The sequence below is a fragment of the Streptomyces sp. NPDC057950 genome (genome assembly GCF_042887295.1).
GTDB classification, from domain to species: Bacteria; Actinomycetota; Actinomycetes; order Streptomycetales; family Streptomycetaceae; genus Streptomyces; species Streptomyces kaempferi.
On sequence record NZ_JBHVPP010000019.1, the window covers coordinates 212,945 to 232,414 of the forward strand.

Annotated in this window: 19 protein-coding genes; 10 read left to right on the forward strand and 9 right to left on the reverse strand. The window is 70.2% G+C overall.

The annotated features are described in order from the left end of the window. Nucleotides 1-211 precede the first annotated feature (211 nt). Both ACFVTC_RS29355 and ACFVTC_RS29360 read right to left on the reverse strand, forming a co-directional pair. Nucleotides 212-1,210, reverse strand: coding sequence for an inorganic phosphate transporter (locus tag ACFVTC_RS29355; protein WP_168528837.1), 999 nt, complete (start codon nucleotides 1,208-1,210; stop codon nucleotides 212-214). Between the two features lie 6 nt (nucleotides 1,211-1,216). Then, nucleotides 1,217-1,837 (reverse strand): DUF47 domain-containing protein, encoded by a 621-nt coding sequence (locus ACFVTC_RS29360; protein WP_148009124.1) that lies wholly within the window; start codon nucleotides 1,835-1,837, stop codon nucleotides 1,217-1,219. 224 nt (nucleotides 1,838-2,061) lie between these two features. Here ACFVTC_RS29360 and ACFVTC_RS29365 point away from each other — a divergent pair, with 224 nt between their 5' ends. Then, on the forward strand, nucleotides 2,062-2,430 hold the full coding sequence (locus ACFVTC_RS29365) for a metal-sensitive transcriptional regulator (protein WP_390131499.1): 369 nt from the start codon (nucleotides 2,062-2,064) through the stop codon (nucleotides 2,428-2,430). A 66-nt stretch (nucleotides 2,431-2,496) separates the two neighbouring features. Here the strand turns inward: ACFVTC_RS29365 and ACFVTC_RS29370 are convergent, their stop codons facing one another. Beyond that, nucleotides 2,497-2,685, reverse strand: coding sequence for a hypothetical protein (locus tag ACFVTC_RS29370; RefSeq protein WP_390131500.1), 189 nt, complete (start codon nucleotides 2,683-2,685; stop codon nucleotides 2,497-2,499). A 212-nt stretch (nucleotides 2,686-2,897) separates the two neighbouring features. Next, a complete protein-coding gene (locus ACFVTC_RS29375; RefSeq protein WP_390131501.1) occupies nucleotides 2,898-3,758 on the reverse strand; it encodes a hypothetical protein in 861 nt (286 codons plus the stop codon). Between the two features lie 118 nt (nucleotides 3,759-3,876). Here ACFVTC_RS29375 and ACFVTC_RS29380 point away from each other — a divergent pair, with 118 nt between their 5' ends. Beyond that, a complete protein-coding gene (locus ACFVTC_RS29380) occupies nucleotides 3,877-4,047 on the forward strand; it encodes a hypothetical protein (RefSeq protein WP_390131502.1) in 171 nt (56 codons plus the stop codon). Between the two features lie 207 nt (nucleotides 4,048-4,254). Then, on the forward strand, nucleotides 4,255-5,832 hold the full coding sequence (locus ACFVTC_RS29385) for an FAD-binding oxidoreductase (RefSeq protein WP_390131503.1): 1,578 nt from the start codon (nucleotides 4,255-4,257) through the stop codon (nucleotides 5,830-5,832). Between the two features lie 63 nt (nucleotides 5,833-5,895). Here the strand turns inward: ACFVTC_RS29385 and ACFVTC_RS29390 are convergent, their stop codons facing one another. The 4 genes from ACFVTC_RS29390 to ACFVTC_RS29405 form a co-directional block, all read right to left on the reverse strand. Beyond that, entirely contained in the window at nucleotides 5,896-6,597 is a 702-nt protein-coding gene (locus tag ACFVTC_RS29390) for a phosphatase PAP2 family protein (protein ID WP_390131504.1), read from the reverse strand. 214 nt (nucleotides 6,598-6,811) lie between these two features. Beyond that, nucleotides 6,812-7,819: an NlpC/P60 family protein gene (locus ACFVTC_RS29395; RefSeq protein ID WP_390131505.1), complete on the reverse strand. Its 1,008-nt coding sequence runs from the start codon at nucleotides 7,817-7,819 to the stop codon at nucleotides 6,812-6,814. A 216-nt stretch (nucleotides 7,820-8,035) separates the two neighbouring features. After that, on the reverse strand, nucleotides 8,036-8,794 hold the full coding sequence (locus ACFVTC_RS29400) for a trypsin-like serine peptidase (protein ID WP_390131506.1): 759 nt from the start codon (nucleotides 8,792-8,794) through the stop codon (nucleotides 8,036-8,038). 360 nt (nucleotides 8,795-9,154) lie between these two features. Continuing rightward, the gene (locus ACFVTC_RS29405; protein WP_390131507.1) at nucleotides 9,155-9,829 is read right to left on the reverse strand and encodes an SRPBCC family protein; all 675 of its coding nucleotides are present in this window, start codon (nucleotides 9,827-9,829) and stop codon (nucleotides 9,155-9,157) included. Nucleotides 9,830-10,538: 709 nt separating this feature from the next. Between ACFVTC_RS29405 and ACFVTC_RS29410 the strand changes: the two genes are divergently transcribed. From ACFVTC_RS29410 to ACFVTC_RS29435, 6 genes are all read left to right on the forward strand, one after another. Beyond that, entirely contained in the window at nucleotides 10,539-10,847 is a 309-nt protein-coding gene (locus ACFVTC_RS29410; protein ID WP_054232206.1) for a hypothetical protein, read from the forward strand. Nucleotides 10,848-11,025: 178 nt separating this feature from the next. Then, nucleotides 11,026-11,889: a hypothetical protein gene (locus ACFVTC_RS29415; protein ID WP_390131508.1), complete on the forward strand. Its 864-nt coding sequence runs from the start codon at nucleotides 11,026-11,028 to the stop codon at nucleotides 11,887-11,889. Beyond that, nucleotides 11,879-13,192 carry a hypothetical protein gene (locus ACFVTC_RS29420; protein ID WP_390131509.1) on the forward strand — a complete coding sequence of 438 codons (1,314 nt, stop codon included), beginning with the start codon at nucleotides 11,879-11,881 and terminating at the stop codon, nucleotides 13,190-13,192. The genes ACFVTC_RS29415 and ACFVTC_RS29420 overlap by 11 nt, the downstream gene beginning before the upstream one ends. A 14-nt stretch (nucleotides 13,193-13,206) precedes the next feature. Beyond that, nucleotides 13,207-14,748, forward strand: a complete 1,542-nt coding sequence (locus ACFVTC_RS29425; RefSeq protein ID WP_153293040.1) for an SCO6880 family protein — start codon at nucleotides 13,207-13,209, stop codon at nucleotides 14,746-14,748. A 7-nt stretch (nucleotides 14,749-14,755) separates the two neighbouring features. Beyond that, on the forward strand, nucleotides 14,756-16,180 hold the full coding sequence (locus ACFVTC_RS29430) for an ATP-binding protein (RefSeq protein ID WP_168528847.1): 1,425 nt from the start codon (nucleotides 14,756-14,758) through the stop codon (nucleotides 16,178-16,180). 1 nt (nucleotide 16,181) lies between these two features. Then, nucleotides 16,182-17,714, forward strand: coding sequence for a type VI secretion protein (locus ACFVTC_RS29435; protein ID WP_390131510.1), 1,533 nt, complete (start codon nucleotides 16,182-16,184; stop codon nucleotides 17,712-17,714). Nucleotides 17,715-17,739: 25 nt separating this feature from the next. On the opposite strand, the gene ACFVTC_RS29440 is transcribed toward ACFVTC_RS29435, so the two are convergent. Further along, the gene (locus ACFVTC_RS29440; protein WP_390131511.1) at nucleotides 17,740-18,285 is read right to left on the reverse strand and encodes a GNAT family N-acetyltransferase; all 546 of its coding nucleotides are present in this window, start codon (nucleotides 18,283-18,285) and stop codon (nucleotides 17,740-17,742) included. Nucleotides 18,286-18,491: 206 nt separating this feature from the next. Between ACFVTC_RS29440 and ACFVTC_RS29445 the strand changes: the two genes are divergently transcribed. Beyond that, nucleotides 18,492-19,253, forward strand: coding sequence for a CDP-alcohol phosphatidyltransferase family protein (locus ACFVTC_RS29445; protein ID WP_390131512.1), 762 nt, complete (start codon nucleotides 18,492-18,494; stop codon nucleotides 19,251-19,253). The last annotated feature ends 217 nt before the right edge of the window (nucleotides 19,254-19,470 follow it).

Sequence of the window (19,470 nt, forward strand, 5' to 3'; positions counted from 1 at the left end):
ACCGGCGTTTGAGGACGAGCCCTTCGGGCGATGCGGGGGTCCAGGGGGCGCAGCCCCTTGGCAGGGTTCGGGGCGCAGCCCCAGTCAGGGGTCCAAGGCGGAGCCCCATGGCGGGGTCGTCCGGGGCGGTGCCCCGGTCAGGGGATGGGTCGGGTAGGGGCGGAGGGGGCGAGGAGAATCCTTCGCAGACCCCGGAGGGACCCCCGGTTCCCTACAGGAACGCCAGGTCCACGACCCAGAAACTGGCCGCAGCCACCAACGCCGCCGCCGGCATGGTGATGAACCACCCCAGCACGATGTTCTTGGCGACACCCCACCGCACGGCGTTCACCCGCTTGGTCGCCCCCACGCCCATGATCGCCGACGTGATGACATGCGTCGTGGAGATCGGCGCCTTGAACAGAAACGCCGTAGCGAACATGATCGACGCCCCGGTCGTCTCCGCGGCGAACCCCTGCGGCGGATCCAACTCGATGATCTTCCGCCCCAGCGTCCGCATGATCCGCCACCCACCCGCGTACGTACCGAGGGACAGCATCACGGCACAGGAGATCTTCACCCACACCGGAATCGGATCGTCGGCGCCCTGGACGTCACCGATGACGAGCGCCATCACGACGATACCCATCGTCTTCTGCGCGTCCTGCAGGCCGTGCCCGAGGGCCATACCGGCCGCCGAAACCGTCTGGGCTATCCGAAAACCCCTCTTGGCCTTGTGCGGGTTGGACCGGCGGAACAGCCACATGATCGCGCACATCACCAGATAGCCGCCGATCAGGCCGACCACCGGCGACAGGAACATCGGGATGATGACCTTGTCGAGGACGCCGGACCACAGAACGGTCGTACCGCCCGCGAGCGCCGCCCCCACCAGACCGCCGAACAACGCGTGCGACGAGGACGACGGAAGACCGAAGTACCAGGTGACCAGGTTCCAGACGATGGCCCCGATGAGCGCGGCGAAGAGGATGCCCATCCCCTTGGAGCCCTGGGGCGTCGCGATCAGACCACTGCTCACGGTGTGCGCGACCCCGCTGCCGAGGAACGCGCCCGCGAGGTTCATCACCGCGGCCATGGCGAGCGCGGCCCGGGGGGTCAGCGCCCGGGTGGACACCGACGTGGCGATGGCGTTCGCCGAATCGTGGAAGCCGTTCGTGTACGTGAATCCGAGCGCGACCCCGATGGTCACGATCAGCGCAAAGGTGTCCACGGAGCCTCAGGACTCCTTGACGGCGATGGTCTCCACCGTGTTCGCCACGTGTTCGAACGCGTCGGCCGCTTCCTCGAGCACATCCACGATCTGCTTGAGCTTCAGCACCTCGATGGCGTCGTACTTGCCGTTGAAGAGCTGGGCGAGCAGCTTGCGGTGGATCTGGTCGGCCTGGTTCTCGAGGCGGTTGACCTCGATCCAGTACTCGGTGAGGTTGTCCATGGTCCGCAGGTTCGGCATCGCCTCGGCGGTCAGCTCGGCCGCCCGCGCCAGCACCTCGATCTGCTGCTCCACGCCCTTGGGGAGCTCCTCGACCTGGTACAGCACGACCAGGTCGACGGCCTCCTCCATGAAGTCCATGATGTCGTCGAGGGACGAGGCCAGGTTGTAGATGTCCTCGCGGTCGAAGGGCGTGATGAAGGAGGAGTTCAACTGGTGGAAGATCGCGTGCGTCGCATCGTCACCGGCGTGCTCCGCTGCCCGCATACGCTCTGCGATCTCGGCCCGGGCCGACGCGTCGGCCCCGAGCAGTTCCATCAGGAGTTTCGAGCCCGTGACGATGTTGTCCGCGGATGCGGAGAACATGTCGTAGAAGCTCGTCTCCCTGGGGGTCAGACGAAATCGCACGTGAGGTCCTCGGGGTCCTTTTGTTTCGGTCAGGCTGATGCTAGGCGCATCATCCGGCCACGGCTAACCGGCCGTCCCCCAGTGTCGCCCATGAGGCACAGTGATCAGCACAGGGTCCGGTCCCGGCATCGGGCAAGGGCCCTATACCCAACGAAGTTCGATACCATATACCTACCAGGGGTATATGTAACCGACCTTTCCGGCGGGATCAGCAGGAGGACGCGATGACGACCACCGAGGCCGGCGCGCCGGTGCCCTCCGGCGACACGCGGGAGACCGCGCAGGAGGTCGTGACCGACCACGACCGCGGTGTCCACGGCTACCACAAGCAGAAGGACGAGCACCTCAAGCGCCTGCGCCGGATCGAGGGCCAGATCCGCGGTCTGCAGCGGATGGTCGACGAGGACGTCTACTGCATCGACATACTCACGCAGGTCTCCGCCTCCACCAAGGCCCTCCAGTCCTTCGCCCTCCAGCTCCTGGAAGAGCACCTGCGCCACTGCGTCGCGGACGCGGCCGTCAAGGGCGGCGACGAGATCGACGCGAAGGTCGAGGAAGCCACGAAGGCGATCGGCCGCCTGCTGCGGACCTGAGAGCCGTCACCGTTAGCCCCCTCACAACGCCCGGCACCCCCCAGGTGGGAGGCGGGCCGGCGGGGCCTACTCCTCCGCGCCGCTCTCCCGCACACGCTCTTCGGCCACTTTCAGCACCTCGTCGATGCTCTCCAGGCTGAGCCGGTCCTCGAGGGCGGCCGACGCCGCGATGATCAGATCGCCGCACAGCTCGATCTCGGCGAGGGCCACGTGGTCCTGAACTGCCGTACCGCCGACCGGAGCCACGTGCGTCACCTCTTCCTGCCGTCACCGACTTCCTAGAGTAGGGAGCGGCTACACACCGCGCATGGCACGGAAGGGCCATTTCCAGCCCCCAACCCCGCCGCCCACCGGAGCCCGCCCAGGCACTCCGCGCCCCCGCGCCGCCCCCGGCCCGGACCCCCTACCCGGACTCCGCCGGCAGGCACCGCATGCCGCACGCCCTTCACCCCGCGGTCGCGACACCTCTACGGCTCCGCGATCTTCCCCGCGAAGATGTCCCCGGATTCCGGAAGCCGTACGGGCGCCGGGACCCCGAAGTCGTACAGCAGGGTCGTCGAGACGACCGCGACCGTACCCCTGTGCTGGCCGTTGACGAAGCTGAACCGGTGCCGCAGCCCCCGGATCCGTCCCTCGTCGTCGAGATAGACGTCGAACGGGACCTCGGCGGTGGCGAACCCTTTCGCCGCCGCCCGCAGCGCCTCCCGGTTCCCCTTCGACGCGCTCCGCGCGGCGAGGCCCAGGTCGGCGGTCCCGCGATAGTGCGCCACCGGCACCCCCGCCACCTCCGTCCTGCCCACATACGTCGCCGTCCGCGCCCCGCGCAGCAACTCGGCCGCGGCGAACGGGTCGGTGGCACCGCCGGTCACCAGATTCCCGTCGGAGAGCGTGGCCGTGTCGACGCGCACCCACTTGTCGGCCGGGACACCCGCGCCGCGGTTCTTCATGAACAGGGCTCCCGGCGCGAGGAGTTCCGTGATCGGCCGGTGCTCCTCGGTGCCGGCCGGGTCCTGCGGGAGCTCCACCGTGAGCTGCCCCGACTGCTTCCTGAAGTCGTAGACACCCTCACCCCGGATGGTGACGCGGGTCCCGCCGGTGGCCATCTCCATCGACGTACGGGTCCTCGCGCTGCCGGCGCGCTCCAGGGTGGCGGCGGCGCGGTGCAGCACCCCGGCGGAGACGGCGCCCGAGCGGGTGCTCACGGCGGCGGGGCGCGCGTCCTCGGCGCCCGCGCGGCCGGCCGAACATCCGGCGGCGCAGCACATGAGCCCCGCCACCGCGACCGCAAGGACGCGAGCGTCCGTCCGCCTGCCCTGCTGCGCCACCATCGTCCGCCGACCCCCAGCCGGTCCGTCCCGGGCCTCCTGTCGTACCGGTTAACGACGGGTAGGGGCGCTCGTCACGCGGGTCCGATTCCGTTTGCTTGCCTTGGGTAACGTTGTGGGCGTGGCGCAGCAGGACGACATCCCGTTCACGGGAGAACACCGGACCATCACGGTCGAGCAGGGCCGCTTCTGCGTGGCCCGCTGCTCCTGCGGCTGGCGAGGTCCCGCGCGCCGGGCGCGCAGCCTCGCCCGCACGGACGCGGAGTCGCACACGGCGCCCCCGCTCGCCTGACCCCGCCTCCGCCCCGGACGGCCTCGCGCGAGCGAGAGCCGGGGGGTGCGACGCCCCTGGCAGGAGTCCGCATTCCGGGTGGGACACCCGTGATATCGGTCATAAAGGGATCACGGTCCTGTAGCGGTTGCGTTCCGCGGCCCTTCGTTGTGGAACCCTCGGAAACGGTCACCCGTCTCGTCCCACGGGAACCAACGGGAGGCTCACATGCAACGGCGGATATTCATAGGCGGCGGCGCGGCCGCTCTCGCGGCGGCGGTCACCACCGCGTGCAACGGGAAGAACGGCGCGTCCACCGAGACGTCCTCAGGGGCCGTGGAGACGACCAGCGCCCCGATCCGCACGACCGCGGGCGCCACCACCGCCGGCGTCCGCGCCGCCGCGAACTGGACCGCCCTCGCCAAGGACCTGGACGGCCCCCTGGTCCGCCCCGGCGACCGCGCCTGGGCCACCGCGCACCAGCTGTACAACACCCGCTTCGACGCGCTGAAGCCCACCGCCGTCGCGTACGCCGCCCACGCGGACGACATCCGTACGGCCATGGCCTACGCCCGCGCCCACCACATACCGCTGTCGATCCGCAACGGCGGCCACTCCTACGCGGGCTGGTCCTCCGGCGACGGCCGACTGATCCTCGACGTCTCCAAGCTGAACAAGATCCGGGCGTCCGCGAACGAGGCCGTCGTCGGCGCCGGTTCCAAGCTGATCGACGTCTACCGCGCCCTCGCCGCGAAGGGCGTCACCATCCCCGCGGGTTCCTGCCCGACCGTCGGCGTCTCCGGTCTGACCCTCGGCGGCGGCCACGGCGTCGTGTCCCGGGCGTACGGCCTGACCTGCGACAGCCTCACCCAGGCGACGCTGATCACGGCGGACGGCAAGCAGCTCGTCGCGAACGCGAGTGAGAACAAGGACCTCTTCTGGGCGCTGCGCGGCGCGGGCAACGGCAACTTCGGTGTCGTCACCGAGCTCCGTTACAAGACCCACCCCGCCCCGCAGGCCGTCTCCGCGTACCTGACCTGGCCGTGGGCCAAGGCCGCCGCCGTGGTGAAGGCCTGGCAGGAGTGGGGACCGGACCAGCCGGACGAGATCTGGTCGTCCCTGCATCTCGCGAACACCGCCGGGGGCACCCCCACCGTCTCCGTCGCCGCCTTCTCCCTGGGCACCTACGGCGAGCTCCAGAACGCCGTGGACCGCCTGGCCGACCGGGTCGGCGCCCCCGCCCGCAGCGTCTCCCTCAAGAGGCACTCGTACGAGGAGTCGATGGAGGCCTACGCGGGCTGCTCCTCCTTCCCCACCGACCCCCAGTGCCATCTGCCGGGTACGACGCCGGGCCGTTCCCCGCAGGGCGCCCTCGGCCGCGAGACGTACGCGGCCCGTTCGGACTTCTTCGACCGCTCGATATCCGCGGCCGGCATCCAGACGCTCCTGAACCAGGTCGCTTCGGTCCGCGCCGGCGCGGGCAGCATCGCGCTCACCGCACTGGGCGGCGCGGTCAACCGTGTCGCACCGACCGCGACGGCCTTCGTGCACCGCCGCTCCCGGATGCTCGCCCAGTACATCGTCTCCTGGCAGGCGGGCACCTCCGGCACCACGGCCCAGTCCTGGCTGACCTCGGCCCACACGGCGATGGCCCGCCACGCCTCCGGCGCGGCCTACCAGAACTACACGGACCCGACCCTCACCGACTGGCGCAAGGCGTACTACGGCGACGCGGCGCCCCGGCTGACCGCTCTGAAGAAGCAGTACGACCCGGACCGCTTCTTCTCGTTCCCCCAGGCGCTGTAGAAGTCGTCCCCCGCGGAAGCCGTCCCCCGCGCGAGCCGATGGGAAGCGGGCCGGGGGCGGAGGCTACGCCGCCAGATCGGGCTCTTCCGGCCGCTCCGACCGCGCCTCCGGAATCCGCGCCTGCCGGCCCGTGAGACCCGCGCGCCGCGCCCGGACGAGCCGGCCGGCCCGCGGGGACCGCTCGACGGCCTTCATGACCGGCGTCAGCAGCGCCATGGCGAGCGGGGACAGCAGCAGCGCGACAGCCGTGCCGAGGGCGAATCCGCCGATGACGTCCGTCGGGTAGTGCACACCCATGTAGACCCGGCAGAACCCCTCGACGAGCGCGAGCCCGATCCCGGCCAGGCCGAACTTCCGGTGCACGACGAACAGGCCGACGCCCATCGCCATCGTGAGCGTCGCGTGGTCGCTGACGAAGGAGAAGTCGGTCTTGCCCGCCACCAGGACGTCGAGCCCCTGGTGGTCGACGAACGGCCGGGGCCGCTCCACGAAACCCCTTATCGGCACGTTCACCAGCACCGCGATTCCGGCGGCCAGGGGTGCCCACACCAGCCCGGCCACGGACGACGCCGCGCCCTCACCGCCGCCGCGCCGCACGGTCCACCAGCACCACAGCACCAGCAGGACCATGGCGAGCAGCAGTCCGTACTCGCCCACGAACCCCATGCCCCGGTCGAACCAGTGCGGTGCGTCCTTGGCGAGGCCGTTGATGTCGTACAGCAGGTCGACGTCGGGGTTCGAACCGGATTCGGCGAGTCCAGCCATGGTGCTGCGGCCCCTTCGTCGTCTCTCCCGCGGCCGCGCTCTTTCGCGCGCCGCTCGATCCACCCCGTGGTGTGCAGAACCGCGGCCCGGAAGTCCTGGGTCCGCTCTACGTCATCAGGAACGCATGGTGCCCTCCAGTACGTTCCACACTCCACCGAATGATCACGCAGACGTTATCGAAGAGAGATACATCGCCGCAGCTCAGGGGGTGGGTTCAGACCGTGGTCGGCAGTGCTTTCGCGCCATCCTCGGTCACGCGCGTGGCTCCGAAGTAGTCGGGTGTGTCGATCGGGTCGAAGCGGATGACGGCACCCGTCCGCGGCGCGTCGATCATGTAGCCGCCGCCGACGTAGATGCCCACGTGCCGGATGGTCCGCGAGTTGGTGAGGTCGTCGGAGAAGAACACCAGGTCCCCCGGCAGCAGTTCCTCGCGCGCGGGGTGCGGCCCGGCGTTGTACTGGTCGTTGGCGACCCGCGGCAGGGTGACCCCGACGCTCTCGTACGCGGCCTTCGTCAGACCCGAGCAGTCGAAGCGTCCGCCCTGGTCAGCGGTGCCGTTGCCGCCCCACAGATAGGGCGTGCCGAGCTTCTTCTGCGCGTAGTAGATCGCCGCCGCGGCCTGCCGTGACGGGTCGACCCGGTTCACCGGCCGGGCGAAGCTCTGCTCCAGGGTCGTGATCGTCTTCACGTAGTTCCGGGTCTCCCGGTACGGCGGAACGCCTCCGTATTTGATGACGGCGTACGCCCCCGCGTTGTAGGCGGCGAGCATGTTCTCCGTGATGTTCCCCGGCGCGTCCTTCACGTACGAGGCGAGCTGGCAGTCGTACGAGGCGGCCGACGGAATCGCGTCATTCGGATCCCATACGTCGCGGTCGCCGTCGCCGTCGCCGTCGACTCCGTGCGTGGCCCACGTCCCCGGGATGAACTGCGCTATCCCTTCGGCCTTCGCCGGGCTCTTGGCGTTCGGATTGAACCCGCTCTCCTGGTACAGCTGGGCGGCCAGCAGCGCGGGGTTGATCGCGCCGCACAGGTTTCCCCACTTCTGCACGAGGGTCTGGTACGCGGCAGGTACCGCGCCCTTGGCCAGCCCGACCGAGCCTCCCCCGACCCCGCCCGCGAGGTTGCCCGCGACGATGTAGACCCCGACGACGAGCAGCATCACGAAGGAGAGTCCCACCCCGGTGACAGCGGCCGCCACGACCCATGCCTTACGCACCGTCAACCACCCCTCGCCGCCCGGGAGTCCGCCGCCGCCAGTGTAGAGGCGCCCCCCGCGACGCGGGACGATCACGCCCGAGGAGAATCCGCATGTGGCGGCCCTGCCGGGACGCTCACACCGCTCCTCGGACAACTCCCTTGTGCCGCAAGGCGATAACCCGCCAAAGTGGACACCCCGTCATGGCCGGAAGGCGCACGCGCGCGGCGCGGCGCCCGCCCGCTACTGCTCCTGTGTCGACCGGTACAGGTCCCGGGCCTCGTCCCCGAGGACCACGCTGTACGAGATGTCGTCGGTGTCCCCGCCCGCCTCGTGGCCGCCGATGACCCCGACGACCTCCCCGTACCCGTTCACCCAGGGGCTGCCGCTCGTGCCGCCGGCGAAGGCGGGGCAGGCGATGCGCTGTTGGGTGCGACTGTGCACGGTGGGCCTGTTCGTGCAGGTGATCGGCGCGTCGAGGGTGCTGGGGTAGCCGGTGACCGTCACGGCGGTCGCCCCGGTCTCCCGCCCCGTGACGAACGCGTTGCCGCCGACCACGTCCTCGACGCCCTTGCCGCCCTGGTCGGCGACGGTGGCGAAGGCGACGTCACTGTCCTCGTCCTGGGCGCCGGTCCACGCGTCACCGACGTACGTGCTGCGGACCTCCCAGATGCCGTACGGCGCCTTCCCGTCGCGGTATCCGGGCACGAAGCGCAGCTTTCCGCCGCCGTCCAGGCAGTGCGCGGCGGTCACGAGCAGGTTCCGTCCCTTGCTGCGCACGACGGACGCCGTACAGAAGTGGCCGCCCTGCAGAGCGCCGCTGTCGCCGAACAGCGCGCCGACGCGCGAGGCCGCCACGGTGCCGGAGGCCCGCGCGGTCACGCCGAGAGGCCCGCGGCCGTCATCGGCGGCCGCGACGGAGGCCGATGTCGCGGCCAGCACGGCGACCGCGACGAACAGGGCGTTCCGCCTGGCACCAGGGGGACGAGTGATGCGCTTCATCGGTTCATACTCTGGCTCACGGATCTGAGAGAAATCCTGAAACCACCTTGAGAAATTGCCATGAGTCGCCGGCGCGATCCGCCGTCCGGCCCACGTCCGCCGACCGTCCTCTCTCGCACTCCGATCAATAGGCGTCACGCTACGTTACTCCAGTCACGTCCCACGCGCGCGGCAGCCGGATATCCACAGCCTGTGGATACACGCCCCCGCGCTCCGCACCGCCCGGACACCGGACGCTCCGGGGCACCCGGGAGAGGAAGACCTCCAGGGCCCGGGTACCCCCTAAGCCCGACTGGACGCGGGCCGCCCCGACGACGCGACCGGCCCCGGGACCCGGGACCCTGTCCTGACGCGCCCCCGTCAGAACGCCGTCGGAGGATCTCCGGCCTGGGGCGCTCCGTCCCCGCCACCCCCGCCGTACGCAGCGGCCGTACGGGCCGCGGCCCCCCTGGCGGCGCTCTCGGGTTCTCCGGCCGCGAGGCTCGCGCGGTACCAGCCCTCGCTGCTCAGCGTCACGAACCGGCGCCCGTCCTCGGACGCGAGCCAGGCCGTGCTCTCCTTCGGATCCACGGACCGCCCGGACGACAGATGGACGGCGAGCCCCATCAGACCGAGGTCCCAGCCGACACCGACCGCGCCGGGTCCGTACTCCGCCCAGCGTTCCGCGTCGACGTGCGCGATGTGCGCCAGTTCGAAGCGCGTCACGGCTTTCGCCACCGCCGTCAGCCGGACCTCGATCCAGCTGACCTCGCCGCCGAACTCCCAGGTGGCGGTGAAGCCCCGGGGCGGGTCACAGCGCTCCACCGTGCCGCCCGCGTTGCCCTCCAGCTGGTAGGTGCCGCCGAGCCTCAGCTCCCCGGAGACCGGCAGGAACCAGCGCGGGATGCGCCGCGCGTTGGTACAGGCGTCCCACACCTCCTCGCGCGTCACGCCGTACGTCTGGCGCACCGTCACCACCCGGGCCTCGCCGGACCTGCCGGCACGGGTACCGACCTGCCGCCGTACCGCGTCGATCTGACGGCCGACATCGATCATGGAGTGCTCCCGGGATCCGCTCGCTGGGCGGCCATCTCACCACCGGCGACGTCCGAACCCGCGCAACTCCACGCGTTTCCCGTGAGCCCGGCCGAGCCGGCGCCGCACGACGGTCGCGGAGCCCGCGCCCGGCTCCCGGACGGCTCCCGCCAAGTCCCGCTCCCGGCAAGGCCCCACGACCGGCATCACCGCCAACGGCCGTGCCCGCGCGGGCAGTCGGACCGGTCTCACGGAGGAACGGGTCACACGGACCGGCCACGGCCCTTTTCCCTGCCCACAGTGACGGGGGATAGCCTGCGTGACAGCGATCGCGCGTCCACCTCCGGCAGACGCGCGACCCGGAGAACATCGGCTCGACTGCCCGTCAGAATCGGGACGCGTCCGTGGCCCACCTACGAGGCGAGCGGGGTGACCGTCCCGTGCACGTCGTAGAAGGGGTTAACGACGGAACCACACGACAGGTTCCGCATCGGCTTCATTGCCCGGCGTGACCTGCCGTGATACACAGAGTGACCATACGACTCTCCGCATACCGGCGCACGCCTCCCGAATGGGGCCCGCGTGCGCCGGTGGCAAGGGATTCGTACGAAACCCGCCAATCAATGACGCCAAGTCGACATGCGACGGCGCCATTGTCGGCGAGAATGGGCCCGACCTCTGCGCGCAGTGGCAGGGGGTGCAGAACTACCCACTAGGGGCGGTGACTTACATGCTTTTCGCAGCCGACAAGGGCGACATCACCACGATCATCGGCGGGATCGCCCCGGACTGGGGTCCCTTCGGCAGCCTGGGCAACGAAGCCAAGACGATGATCCAGGTCGTGATGGCGGTCGCCATCCTGCTCTGCCTCGGGATCGCGATCTGGGGAGCGGCCAAGCAACGCATCGGTGCGACGGCGCTGCGGGACACCTTCAGCGCGGAACAGGGCAAGGGCCTGATCATCGCGGGCCTCACCGGGGTCTTCATCATCGGGTCCCTGGGCACGCTGTTCACCATCGTGTACGGCATGGCCGTCTAGCCCCGGCCGGGGCGCCCGGCTCCACCCTCCTCCGTCTGTCCGATCCACCTGTCCGTCGCGCCCACCGGCTGAGGTTGCGTTTCCCTGATGTCGAGTCACCACACCGCGTCCGCGCGGAAACCAGCACGGCTACCGTCGTACTACGCGATTCAGCAGAGGTTGAGGGGGCGTACGCGGCATGAGTCTCGGTGACGAACCCGGATACGGGGACGGCTCCCGCGGCGACGACGGGAGATACGGGGGCACGGGCCAGACCCGGACCCGGCTCCCCGACCGCCCCGGTGACGTCTACGGCGGCGCCCGCCGTGGACGCTCGTCCTCACGCAGCCTGGTCACGGTGGTCGGCGTCGTGGTCCTCCTGATCGCCGCGATCGCCTTCGCGAACCGCGGAGGAGACGATTCCCCTTCTTCGGGCACCGGAGGTGGGAGCGGCGGCGCCAAGTCCGGAACCTCCCCCACGGCGGCTTCCGGCGACCGGCCGGTCGACTCGAAGACGAACGGGATTCCGGCGGGGTTCGCCCACAGCGAGCAGGGGGCGCAGAGCGCGGCGGCGAACTACGGTGTGGCGCTGGGATCGACGGGGATGTTCGACTCCAACCAGCGGCACGCGATCGTCACCGCCGTGTACGCGCCCGAAGTCGCCGACGCCCGGCAGTCGGATCTCGACACCGCGTACTCCAACGAGAAGTTCCTGACCAACATCGGTCTCGACAAGGATGGCGCGGCGCCCGCGGGCGAGACCTTCATCTCACGGGTTATCCCCGTGGGCACCAAGGTCACATCCTCCGGTCCCGACAGCGCCTCGGTCGATCTCTGGTACACGTCGCTTTTCGGTCTGTCCGGCCAGGGATCGACGAACCCGGTGTCGGAGAGCTGGTACACGACCACGTACAAACTCAAGTGGATCAGTGGGGACTGGAAGGTCACGGACTTCTCGCAGAAGGACGGGCCGGTCCCGGTCGGACGCGACCAGAAGGCTTCCACCGCCGACGACATGACCAAGGCTGTCGAAGAGTACGGAGGGTTCACGTATGCCCGCTAGCCGCCGCGTACTCAAAGTCGCCGCCGCTGTCACGGCCGTTCAGGCCACGACGGTGCTGCTGGCCACTCGTGCCCTCGCCGCTCCCAAGCCTTCGCCGACGGCGAGCAACGACCCCTGCGACCTCATCCGTGGCCCTGCCAAGGACTACTGCGAAAAAGGCAACGGCTCCAGCAGCAGGGGCGGCGGACCCCCCAGCCTCACCTCCACCCTCGACCCCCTCTCCTCCCTCGCCAAGGGCTGCGCCGACGCCGCGTCCTGGACGATCGACAAGCTCTCCTCCGCGGTCAACGACACGGCGAACGTCGACTTCACGAACCCCAAGTTCCTCCAGCAGTACGCCGTCGTCTTCGCGGCGTCGACGATCCTCACCCTCCTCCTGTGGCTGCTCGCCGTGGCGAAGAGGGCGGTACGAGGCGTCCCCCTCGGCACCGCGCTCTCCGAGGCGATCGGCTTCCTCTGGCTCACGGTGCTGGCGTCCGCGTTCACCCCGCTGATCCTCTACACCGTCGTCTCGGCCTCCGACGGCGTCACCGACGTCCTCGCCAAGACCACCGGCAACCAGACCGACACCTTCTTCGGCACCTTCTCCGGCGCACTCGCCAAGGGCGAGAACATCGGCGGCGGCCCGATCATGCTGATCGTCGTGTCCCTGGTCTCGATCCTCGCCGCCGGCGTCCTGTGGCTGGAGCTCGTCATCCGCGCCGCGCTCCTCTACGTCGGCGCCCTCCTCGGCACCGTCGTGTACGCGGGCCTCGTCGACAAGAACCTGTGGGGTCACGTCCGCCGCTGGGCCGGTGTCATGATCGCCGTCATCCTGGTGAAGCCGGTCATCGTGATAGTGCTGGGCCTGGCCGGCGCCCTGTCGACCGACAACGGCCCGGACTCCTTCTCCGCCGTCGTCTCCGGCCTCGCCATCATCCTGCTCGCGATCTTCGCCAGCGCCATGATCTACCGCTTCGTCCCCGGCTTCGGCGACGAGATCGCGAACTCCCGCAACAACCGCATCATGCAGGGCGCCGAAGGCAAGGCCGCGGCCGTGATCAGCTCCCCGGCCACCCTCGTCGCCCAGGGCATCAAGACCCACAGCACCCGCGCCGACAACAACGGCGGCGGAGGCGGAGGCGGAGGCAACCAGCCGCCCCGCCCCGCCAACCCCGCCTCCGGCGGCGTGGCGGCGCACAGCACCCGCACACCGAACGGAGGCGGCGGATCCGTCCCGGCCGCCGCGCCTCCGCCACGCACCAGTCCCACCGGAAACACCCGCAACAGCAGTTCCAACCGCACGGGAGGTGAAGGGCGTTGACGACCGAGTCCCACGTGTCCCATCCGGTCACGCCCCGCCGTACATATCTGATCGGCCGCGCCCGGCCGAACGCGATGGTCGGCCGGAATCGCGAGTCCGGCGAGATCGTGCTCATCATCGCGGGCGCGTTCCTCGGCATGATGTGCGGTCTGCTCGTCCCCGTACTGTCCCTGCGGATCGTGCTGCTGATGGGCTTCCCGCTGGTCGCCCTCGCCGCGGTGTACGTCCCGTACAAGCGCCGTACGTTCTACAAGTGGTTCGAGATCAACCGCAGTTACAAGCGCAGCCTGCGCCGCGGCACGGCGTACCGCAGCAACGTCATGGAGGCCGGCACCCACCTCGACGGCCGGGAGATCGAGATCGGACCGCCGCCCGGCATCGGGCGGATCTCCTGGCTCGCGGCCCCCTTCGGGCCCGACGAGATCGCCGTGCTCCTGCACGCCGACCGCCGCACCGTCACGGCCGCGATCGAGATCGAGGGTCCGGGCGTCGGCCTGCGCGACAGCGAGGACCAGGAAGCCCTCGTCGACCGCTTCGGCACCCTCCTCAAGCACGTCGCGAACGGCGACGGCTTCGTCACCCGCCTCCAGATGCTCGCCCGCACCCTGCCCGCCGACCCGGACGCCCACGCCAAGGACGTCTCCGTACGCGGGGACGAGAAGTCCCCCGGCTGGCTGCAGCAGTCCTATGACCAGCTCCAGTCCATGGTGTCCACCAGCAGCGAGCAGCACCGCGCCTATCTCGTCGCCTGCATGCACTGGACCCGCGAACTCGCCGCCGAGGCCCAGGCCATGGCGCGGGCGGCCCGGCCGCAGGGCGGCAAGAAACTGGACCGGGACGCGGGCCTCGCCGTCGTCATGGCACGCGAGCTGACCGACATCTGCTCGCGGCTCCAGGAAGCCGACATCCGCGTACGCCAGCCCCTCGGCCAGGGCCGGCTCGCCTCCCTCGTGCACTCCATGTACGACCCCGACCACCCCATCGACCACATTCAGGCGATGACGAAGCGCAACGCCTGGCCCGCCGAGCTCGACGCCATGGAGCCCACCTACCTCCAGGCGAAGACCCGGGAGTCCTCCACGCGCGCGCCCTGGTGCCACGCCACGGCCTGGGTGAAGGAGTGGCCGATGACCCCGGTCGGCGTCAACTTCCTCGCCCCGCTGCTGGTCCACACCCCGGACGTCATCCGCACGGTCGCCGTCACCATGGACCTCGAACCCACCGAGATCGCCATCGAGCGCATGCTGACCGAGAAGACCAACGACGAGGCCGAGGCCAGCCGCCAGGCCAAGATGAACCGCACCGTCGACCCCCGCGACATCGCCTCCCACAACCGTCTCGACCAGCGCGGCGAGGACCTCGCGAGCGGCGCCGCCGGAGTGAACCTCGTCGGCTACATCACCGTCTCCTCCCGCTCCCCGGAGGCCCTCGCCCGTGACAAGCGCACCATCCGCGCCTCGGCCGGCAAGTCGTACCTGAAGCTGGAGTGGTGCGACCGCGAGCACCACCGGGCCTTCGTCAACACGCTCCCCTTCGCCACCGGTATTCGGAGGTAAGGCCCTGATGCGGGATCCGCTGTCCGCCGCCACCGACACCTTCACGTCCTTCCTCTTCGGCAAGGTCGAGACGACCCGGCTGCCGGTCCGCACCTCCACGGGCCAGGCCCAGGCCGTCTACCTGCCCACCGCCGCACCCGGCCTCGGCGACTCCGGCGTCATCATCGGACGCGAGGTGTACTCCGGGAAGGGCTACATCTACGACCCCTTCCAGCTGTACGGGCAACAGCTCCCGGCCCCGCACTGGCTGGTCCTCGGCGAGTCCGGGAACGGCAAGTCGGCCCTGGAGAAGACCTACGTCCTGCGCCAGCTGCGCTTCCGCGACCGGCAGGTCGTCGTACTCGACGCCCAGGGCGAGGACGGGGTCGGCGAATGGAACCTCATCGCGGAGGAGCTGGGAATAACCCCCATCCGCCTCGACCCCACGGCCGCCCTGGACATGGGAATCCGGCTCAACCCGCTCGACCCGGCGATCACCACCACCGGCCAGCTGGCCCTGCTGCGGACGATCATCGAGGTCGCCATGGGCCACGGCCTCGACGAACGGTCCGGCTTCGCGCTGAAGGTCGCGCACGCCTACGTGAACGAGACGATCGTCGAGCGCCAGCCGGTGCTGATGGACATCGTCGAGCAACTGCGCCACCCGGAACCGGAGTCGGCCGAGGCGATGAACGTCGCCATAGACGATGTACGGGCCTGGGGCCTGGACGTGGCCCTGGTGCTCGACCGGCTGGTCGACGGCGACCTCAGGGGCATGTTCGACGGCCCCACGACGGTCGGCATCGACCTGGACGCCCCGCTCATCGTCTTCGACCTCTCCCACATCGACCGCAACTCCATCGCCATGCCCATCCTGATGGCGATCGTCGGCGTGTGGCTGGAGCACACCTGGATCCGGCCCGACCGCAAGAAGCGCATCTTCCTGGTGGAGGAGGCGTGGCACATCATCAACAGCCCCTTCGTCGCCCAGCTCTTCCAGCGTCTGCTGAAGTTCGGCCGACGCCTCGGCCTGTCCTTCGTGGCGGTGGTGCACCACCTGAGCGACGTGGTCGACGGAGCCGCGGCCAAGGAGGCCGCAGCGATCCTGAAGATGGCCTCCACCCGCACGATCTACGCCCAGAAAGCCGACGAGGCACGGGCCACGGGACGGGTGATCGGCCTGCCCAGGTGGGCCGTGGAGATCATCCCGACCCTGACCCCGGGCATCGCGGTCTGGGACGTCAACGGCAACGTACAGGTCGTCAAACACCTGATCACGGAGACCGAACGGCCCCTCGTCTTCACCGACCGCGCCATGACCGAGTCCTCCGCCGATCACCTCGCCGACGACGCGCTGCGCGCCGCGGAACTGGAGGCCGAGGAACGGGCGGCGGCCTTCGTGGAGCAGCACCTCAGTGATCTCGACGGCACCTCCGAGTCCACGGTGGCATGAGATGAGACCGTACGAGCGGGAACGGGAACGGGAGCGCGCGGGGGGCATCCCCGACGGTCTGCTGGTGGGAGTACTGGCCTTCCTCCTCGGCCTCACCCTGCTGGTGTGGTCCGCCACCGGGCTCGCCGGATGGCTGGCCCGGGGAGCCTGGCCGACGGCCGTCACCGTCGCCCGTACACCCCTGGCCCTGCGCCACCTGATCGGGAAGCCGCAGGACGTCGCGGGCGCCTGGCCGGACACCCCCGCCGGCCAGTTGTCGGGGTACGGGCTCTTCTGGGGCCTGTTCATCGGGCAGTTGATGGTGCTGGTCGTGCTGACGGTGTTCGTGATGGGCACCGTGGCACGGTGGCGGGCGGTGCGGGCACGGCGGAAGGCGGGAGCGTACGCGCCTCAGGCCGGGGCCGCGGCCCGTGTACCTGAACCCGCGCAGGAACCGGTCCAGCCGTACGGCGGGATCCCGAAGTCCGCCGACGAGCCCGCCCGTCACGAAGTCCCGGTGCCCCGCCCCGCGCCCGAACCGGCCGAACTCCCCACGGAGGCGCCGCGGACGACGCCCGCACCCCTGGCGGCCGGCGCCGCACGCACGGGCGGCTGGGAAGGGACACCGGCCGCGGGCGCGGTCGTCCTCGGCCACGCCGAGGACCGCCATCCCCCCGCCGCCCAGGCCGTACGGGACGCGGAGGGCCCCGTCCTGGTCGTCACCTCGGACCCGAGAACCTGGTCGGAGACCAAGGACGCCCGGGCCAAGCTCGGCCCGGTCCTCCTCTACGACCCCACCCACCGCTGCGACACCCCGGCCCGTCTCCACTGGTCGCCCGCCACCGGCTGCGAGGACAAGGCCACGGCGGCCGCCAGGGCCGCCGCGCTGCTGGCCCCCGTACGCCCCACCGCCAAGGTCGACCACGCCATGGCCGACGTCGCGGAAACGCTCCTGCGGAGCTATCTGCACGCCGCCGCCGTGGAGGGCAAGGCCTTCCGTCACGTCCACCGCTGGGCCCAGGGATCCCAGGTCCAGGACGCGGTACGGGCCCTGCGTACGAATCCCAAGGCCGCTTCCGGCGCGGCGGGCGAGCTCGAGGCCGCGCTCACCTCACACCCCGAACGCCGCGACATAGCGCAGGAACTGACAGCCCGCGCCCTGTCCTCGCTGTTCACGGTCAACATCCGCGAGTCCTGCACGCCGAACCGAAGTGACGCCCTCACTCTGGATTCCTTCGTGAACGAAGGGGGCACGCTTTATGTGGTCGGTGAACCCATCGAGGACCCCAGGTCGAACCCCGGCGCCATGCCGCTCCTGACGGCCCTCGCCTCAAGCGTGGTCGAGCGTGGCCGGCGCATGGCCGAACGGTCATCCTCCGGTCGTCTCGACCCACCACTTACGCTCGTCCTGGACGACGTGGCCGCGGTCGCCCCGCTCCCCCAGCTCCCCGACCTGCTGGCCGCCGGAGCGGGCCAGGGCCTTCCGACGCTGGCCCTGCTCCGTTCCCGGGAACAGGGCAGGGCCCGCTGGCCGCAGTACGAGCTTCCCCTCTGACCACCGGGGCCCGCCGGTCGGCACCCTAGGACCGTGTGATCACGAACTCCAGATCCCGTGCTCCCTTGTCCCCCACGGACGCCGTGCTCCCGCCGGTCGGCACGAACCCGACCCGGCGGTAGAACGCCTCGGCGCGCCCGTTCTTCTCGTGCACGAACAGCCGCACGCGCTCCAGGCCGATCCCCCAGGCCCAGGCGAGCGCGGCGTCGAACAGCGCGTCCGTCAGACCGCTTCCCCGGTACTCGGGCCGGACGAAGACGCCCACCAGATGTCCCTGGTCCCGCTCGCTCGTGTTCCCGAGGATGTCCGCCTCCCCGGTCCTCTCGACCAGCACGACCACGGAGCCGCGCCACACCCCGTCCGGTCCGACGGCCACGAACTGGCGCCGCTCCAGGACGCCTTCGGCGGCTCCCGCCGCCCGCTCCTGCCAGAACGAGTCGGGCCGGGCCACGGAATCCTCGTACGTCTCCACGAAGGCGAGATGCGCGACGGGGTCCCGCAGTGCGGCGAGCCGCAGCTCCTTCACCGCCGGCCACTCGTCGGCCCGTATGGACCGGATCACTTGATTCATACGGCCACGGTAGTCCCGGGGTACGACCCCGTTCACCCGGATTTCGACACCGGAATTCCACCCCTGAGATCCACCCTGCCGATCCCCGCCGTACAGGCCCCCGTCATGCTCTTCCCTGTACGACGTGCCGTACGACGTCCGTGTACGACGTTGCCACGCCACGGAATTGACGCCTACTGTCGCCGGTCTGCCAGGGAGAACGACGCATGCCCAACGTCCCACTCGAAGAACTCCGTCACGTCATCCACCCTCCGGGCAAGCTGGAGAGCAGGGCGGAGCACTGGGCCGGCCGGCTCTACATGCGTTCCGTTTCCCTCCGGGTGACACGGCTGGCTCTCGGAACCCGTTTCTCGCCCAACCAGATCACCGCCGTGATGGTCGTCGCGGGCGTGCTCTCCGGGGTCGCGCTGGTCCTGCCCGGTCTGGGCGGCGCCGTGCTCTCCGTCGTCTTCATGCAGTTGTACCTTCTCCTGGACTGCGTGGACGGTGAAGTCGCGCGCTGGCGGCGGCAGTACAGCCCTCTCGGTGTCTACCTGGACCGTCTCGGTGCCTATCTCGCCGACGCCGCCGTGATGGTCGGCATGGGCGTCCGGGCCTCCGAACTCGGCCTGGATCCTTACCTGGTGGCCGGCCTCGCTGCGGCGATCGGTGTCCTGCTCCTGAAGTCGTCCTCGGACCTCGTCCATGTGGCCCGCTCCGACAGCGGCATGGAGAAGGCGACCGACCAGTCCGTCGTCCCGCGCTCCAGCGGCCTCGCCCGGATACGCAGTCTGGCCTCCGCGGTCGGCCTTCACCGCCTGGTCAACGGCATCGAGTGCACCCTGCTGCTGCTCGTGACCGCGGTCGTCGACGTCGCGCTCGGCGATCTGACGGCGACGCGCGTCGCGACGGTGGGCGTGACTGCCATCGTGTGGCTGCTCGTCCCCGCACACGTCGTCTCGATCGTGGCTTCGTCCCGTCTGAAGTAACGGCGCCCAGGACAGTCCACCAACGCGTTCAGCCCCCATCCCTCCGTTGCCGGGGGGATGGGGGCTGATTGTCTGTGCGGGTGTCGAGGGGCCGCCGGCCGCATTAAACGAAGGGGGCCGTAAACGCAGAAAACCCCCGTACCGATTTCCCGGTACGGGGGTCTCCCACAATATTTGTTCGGCGGCGTCCTACTCTCCCACAGGGTCCCCCCTGCAG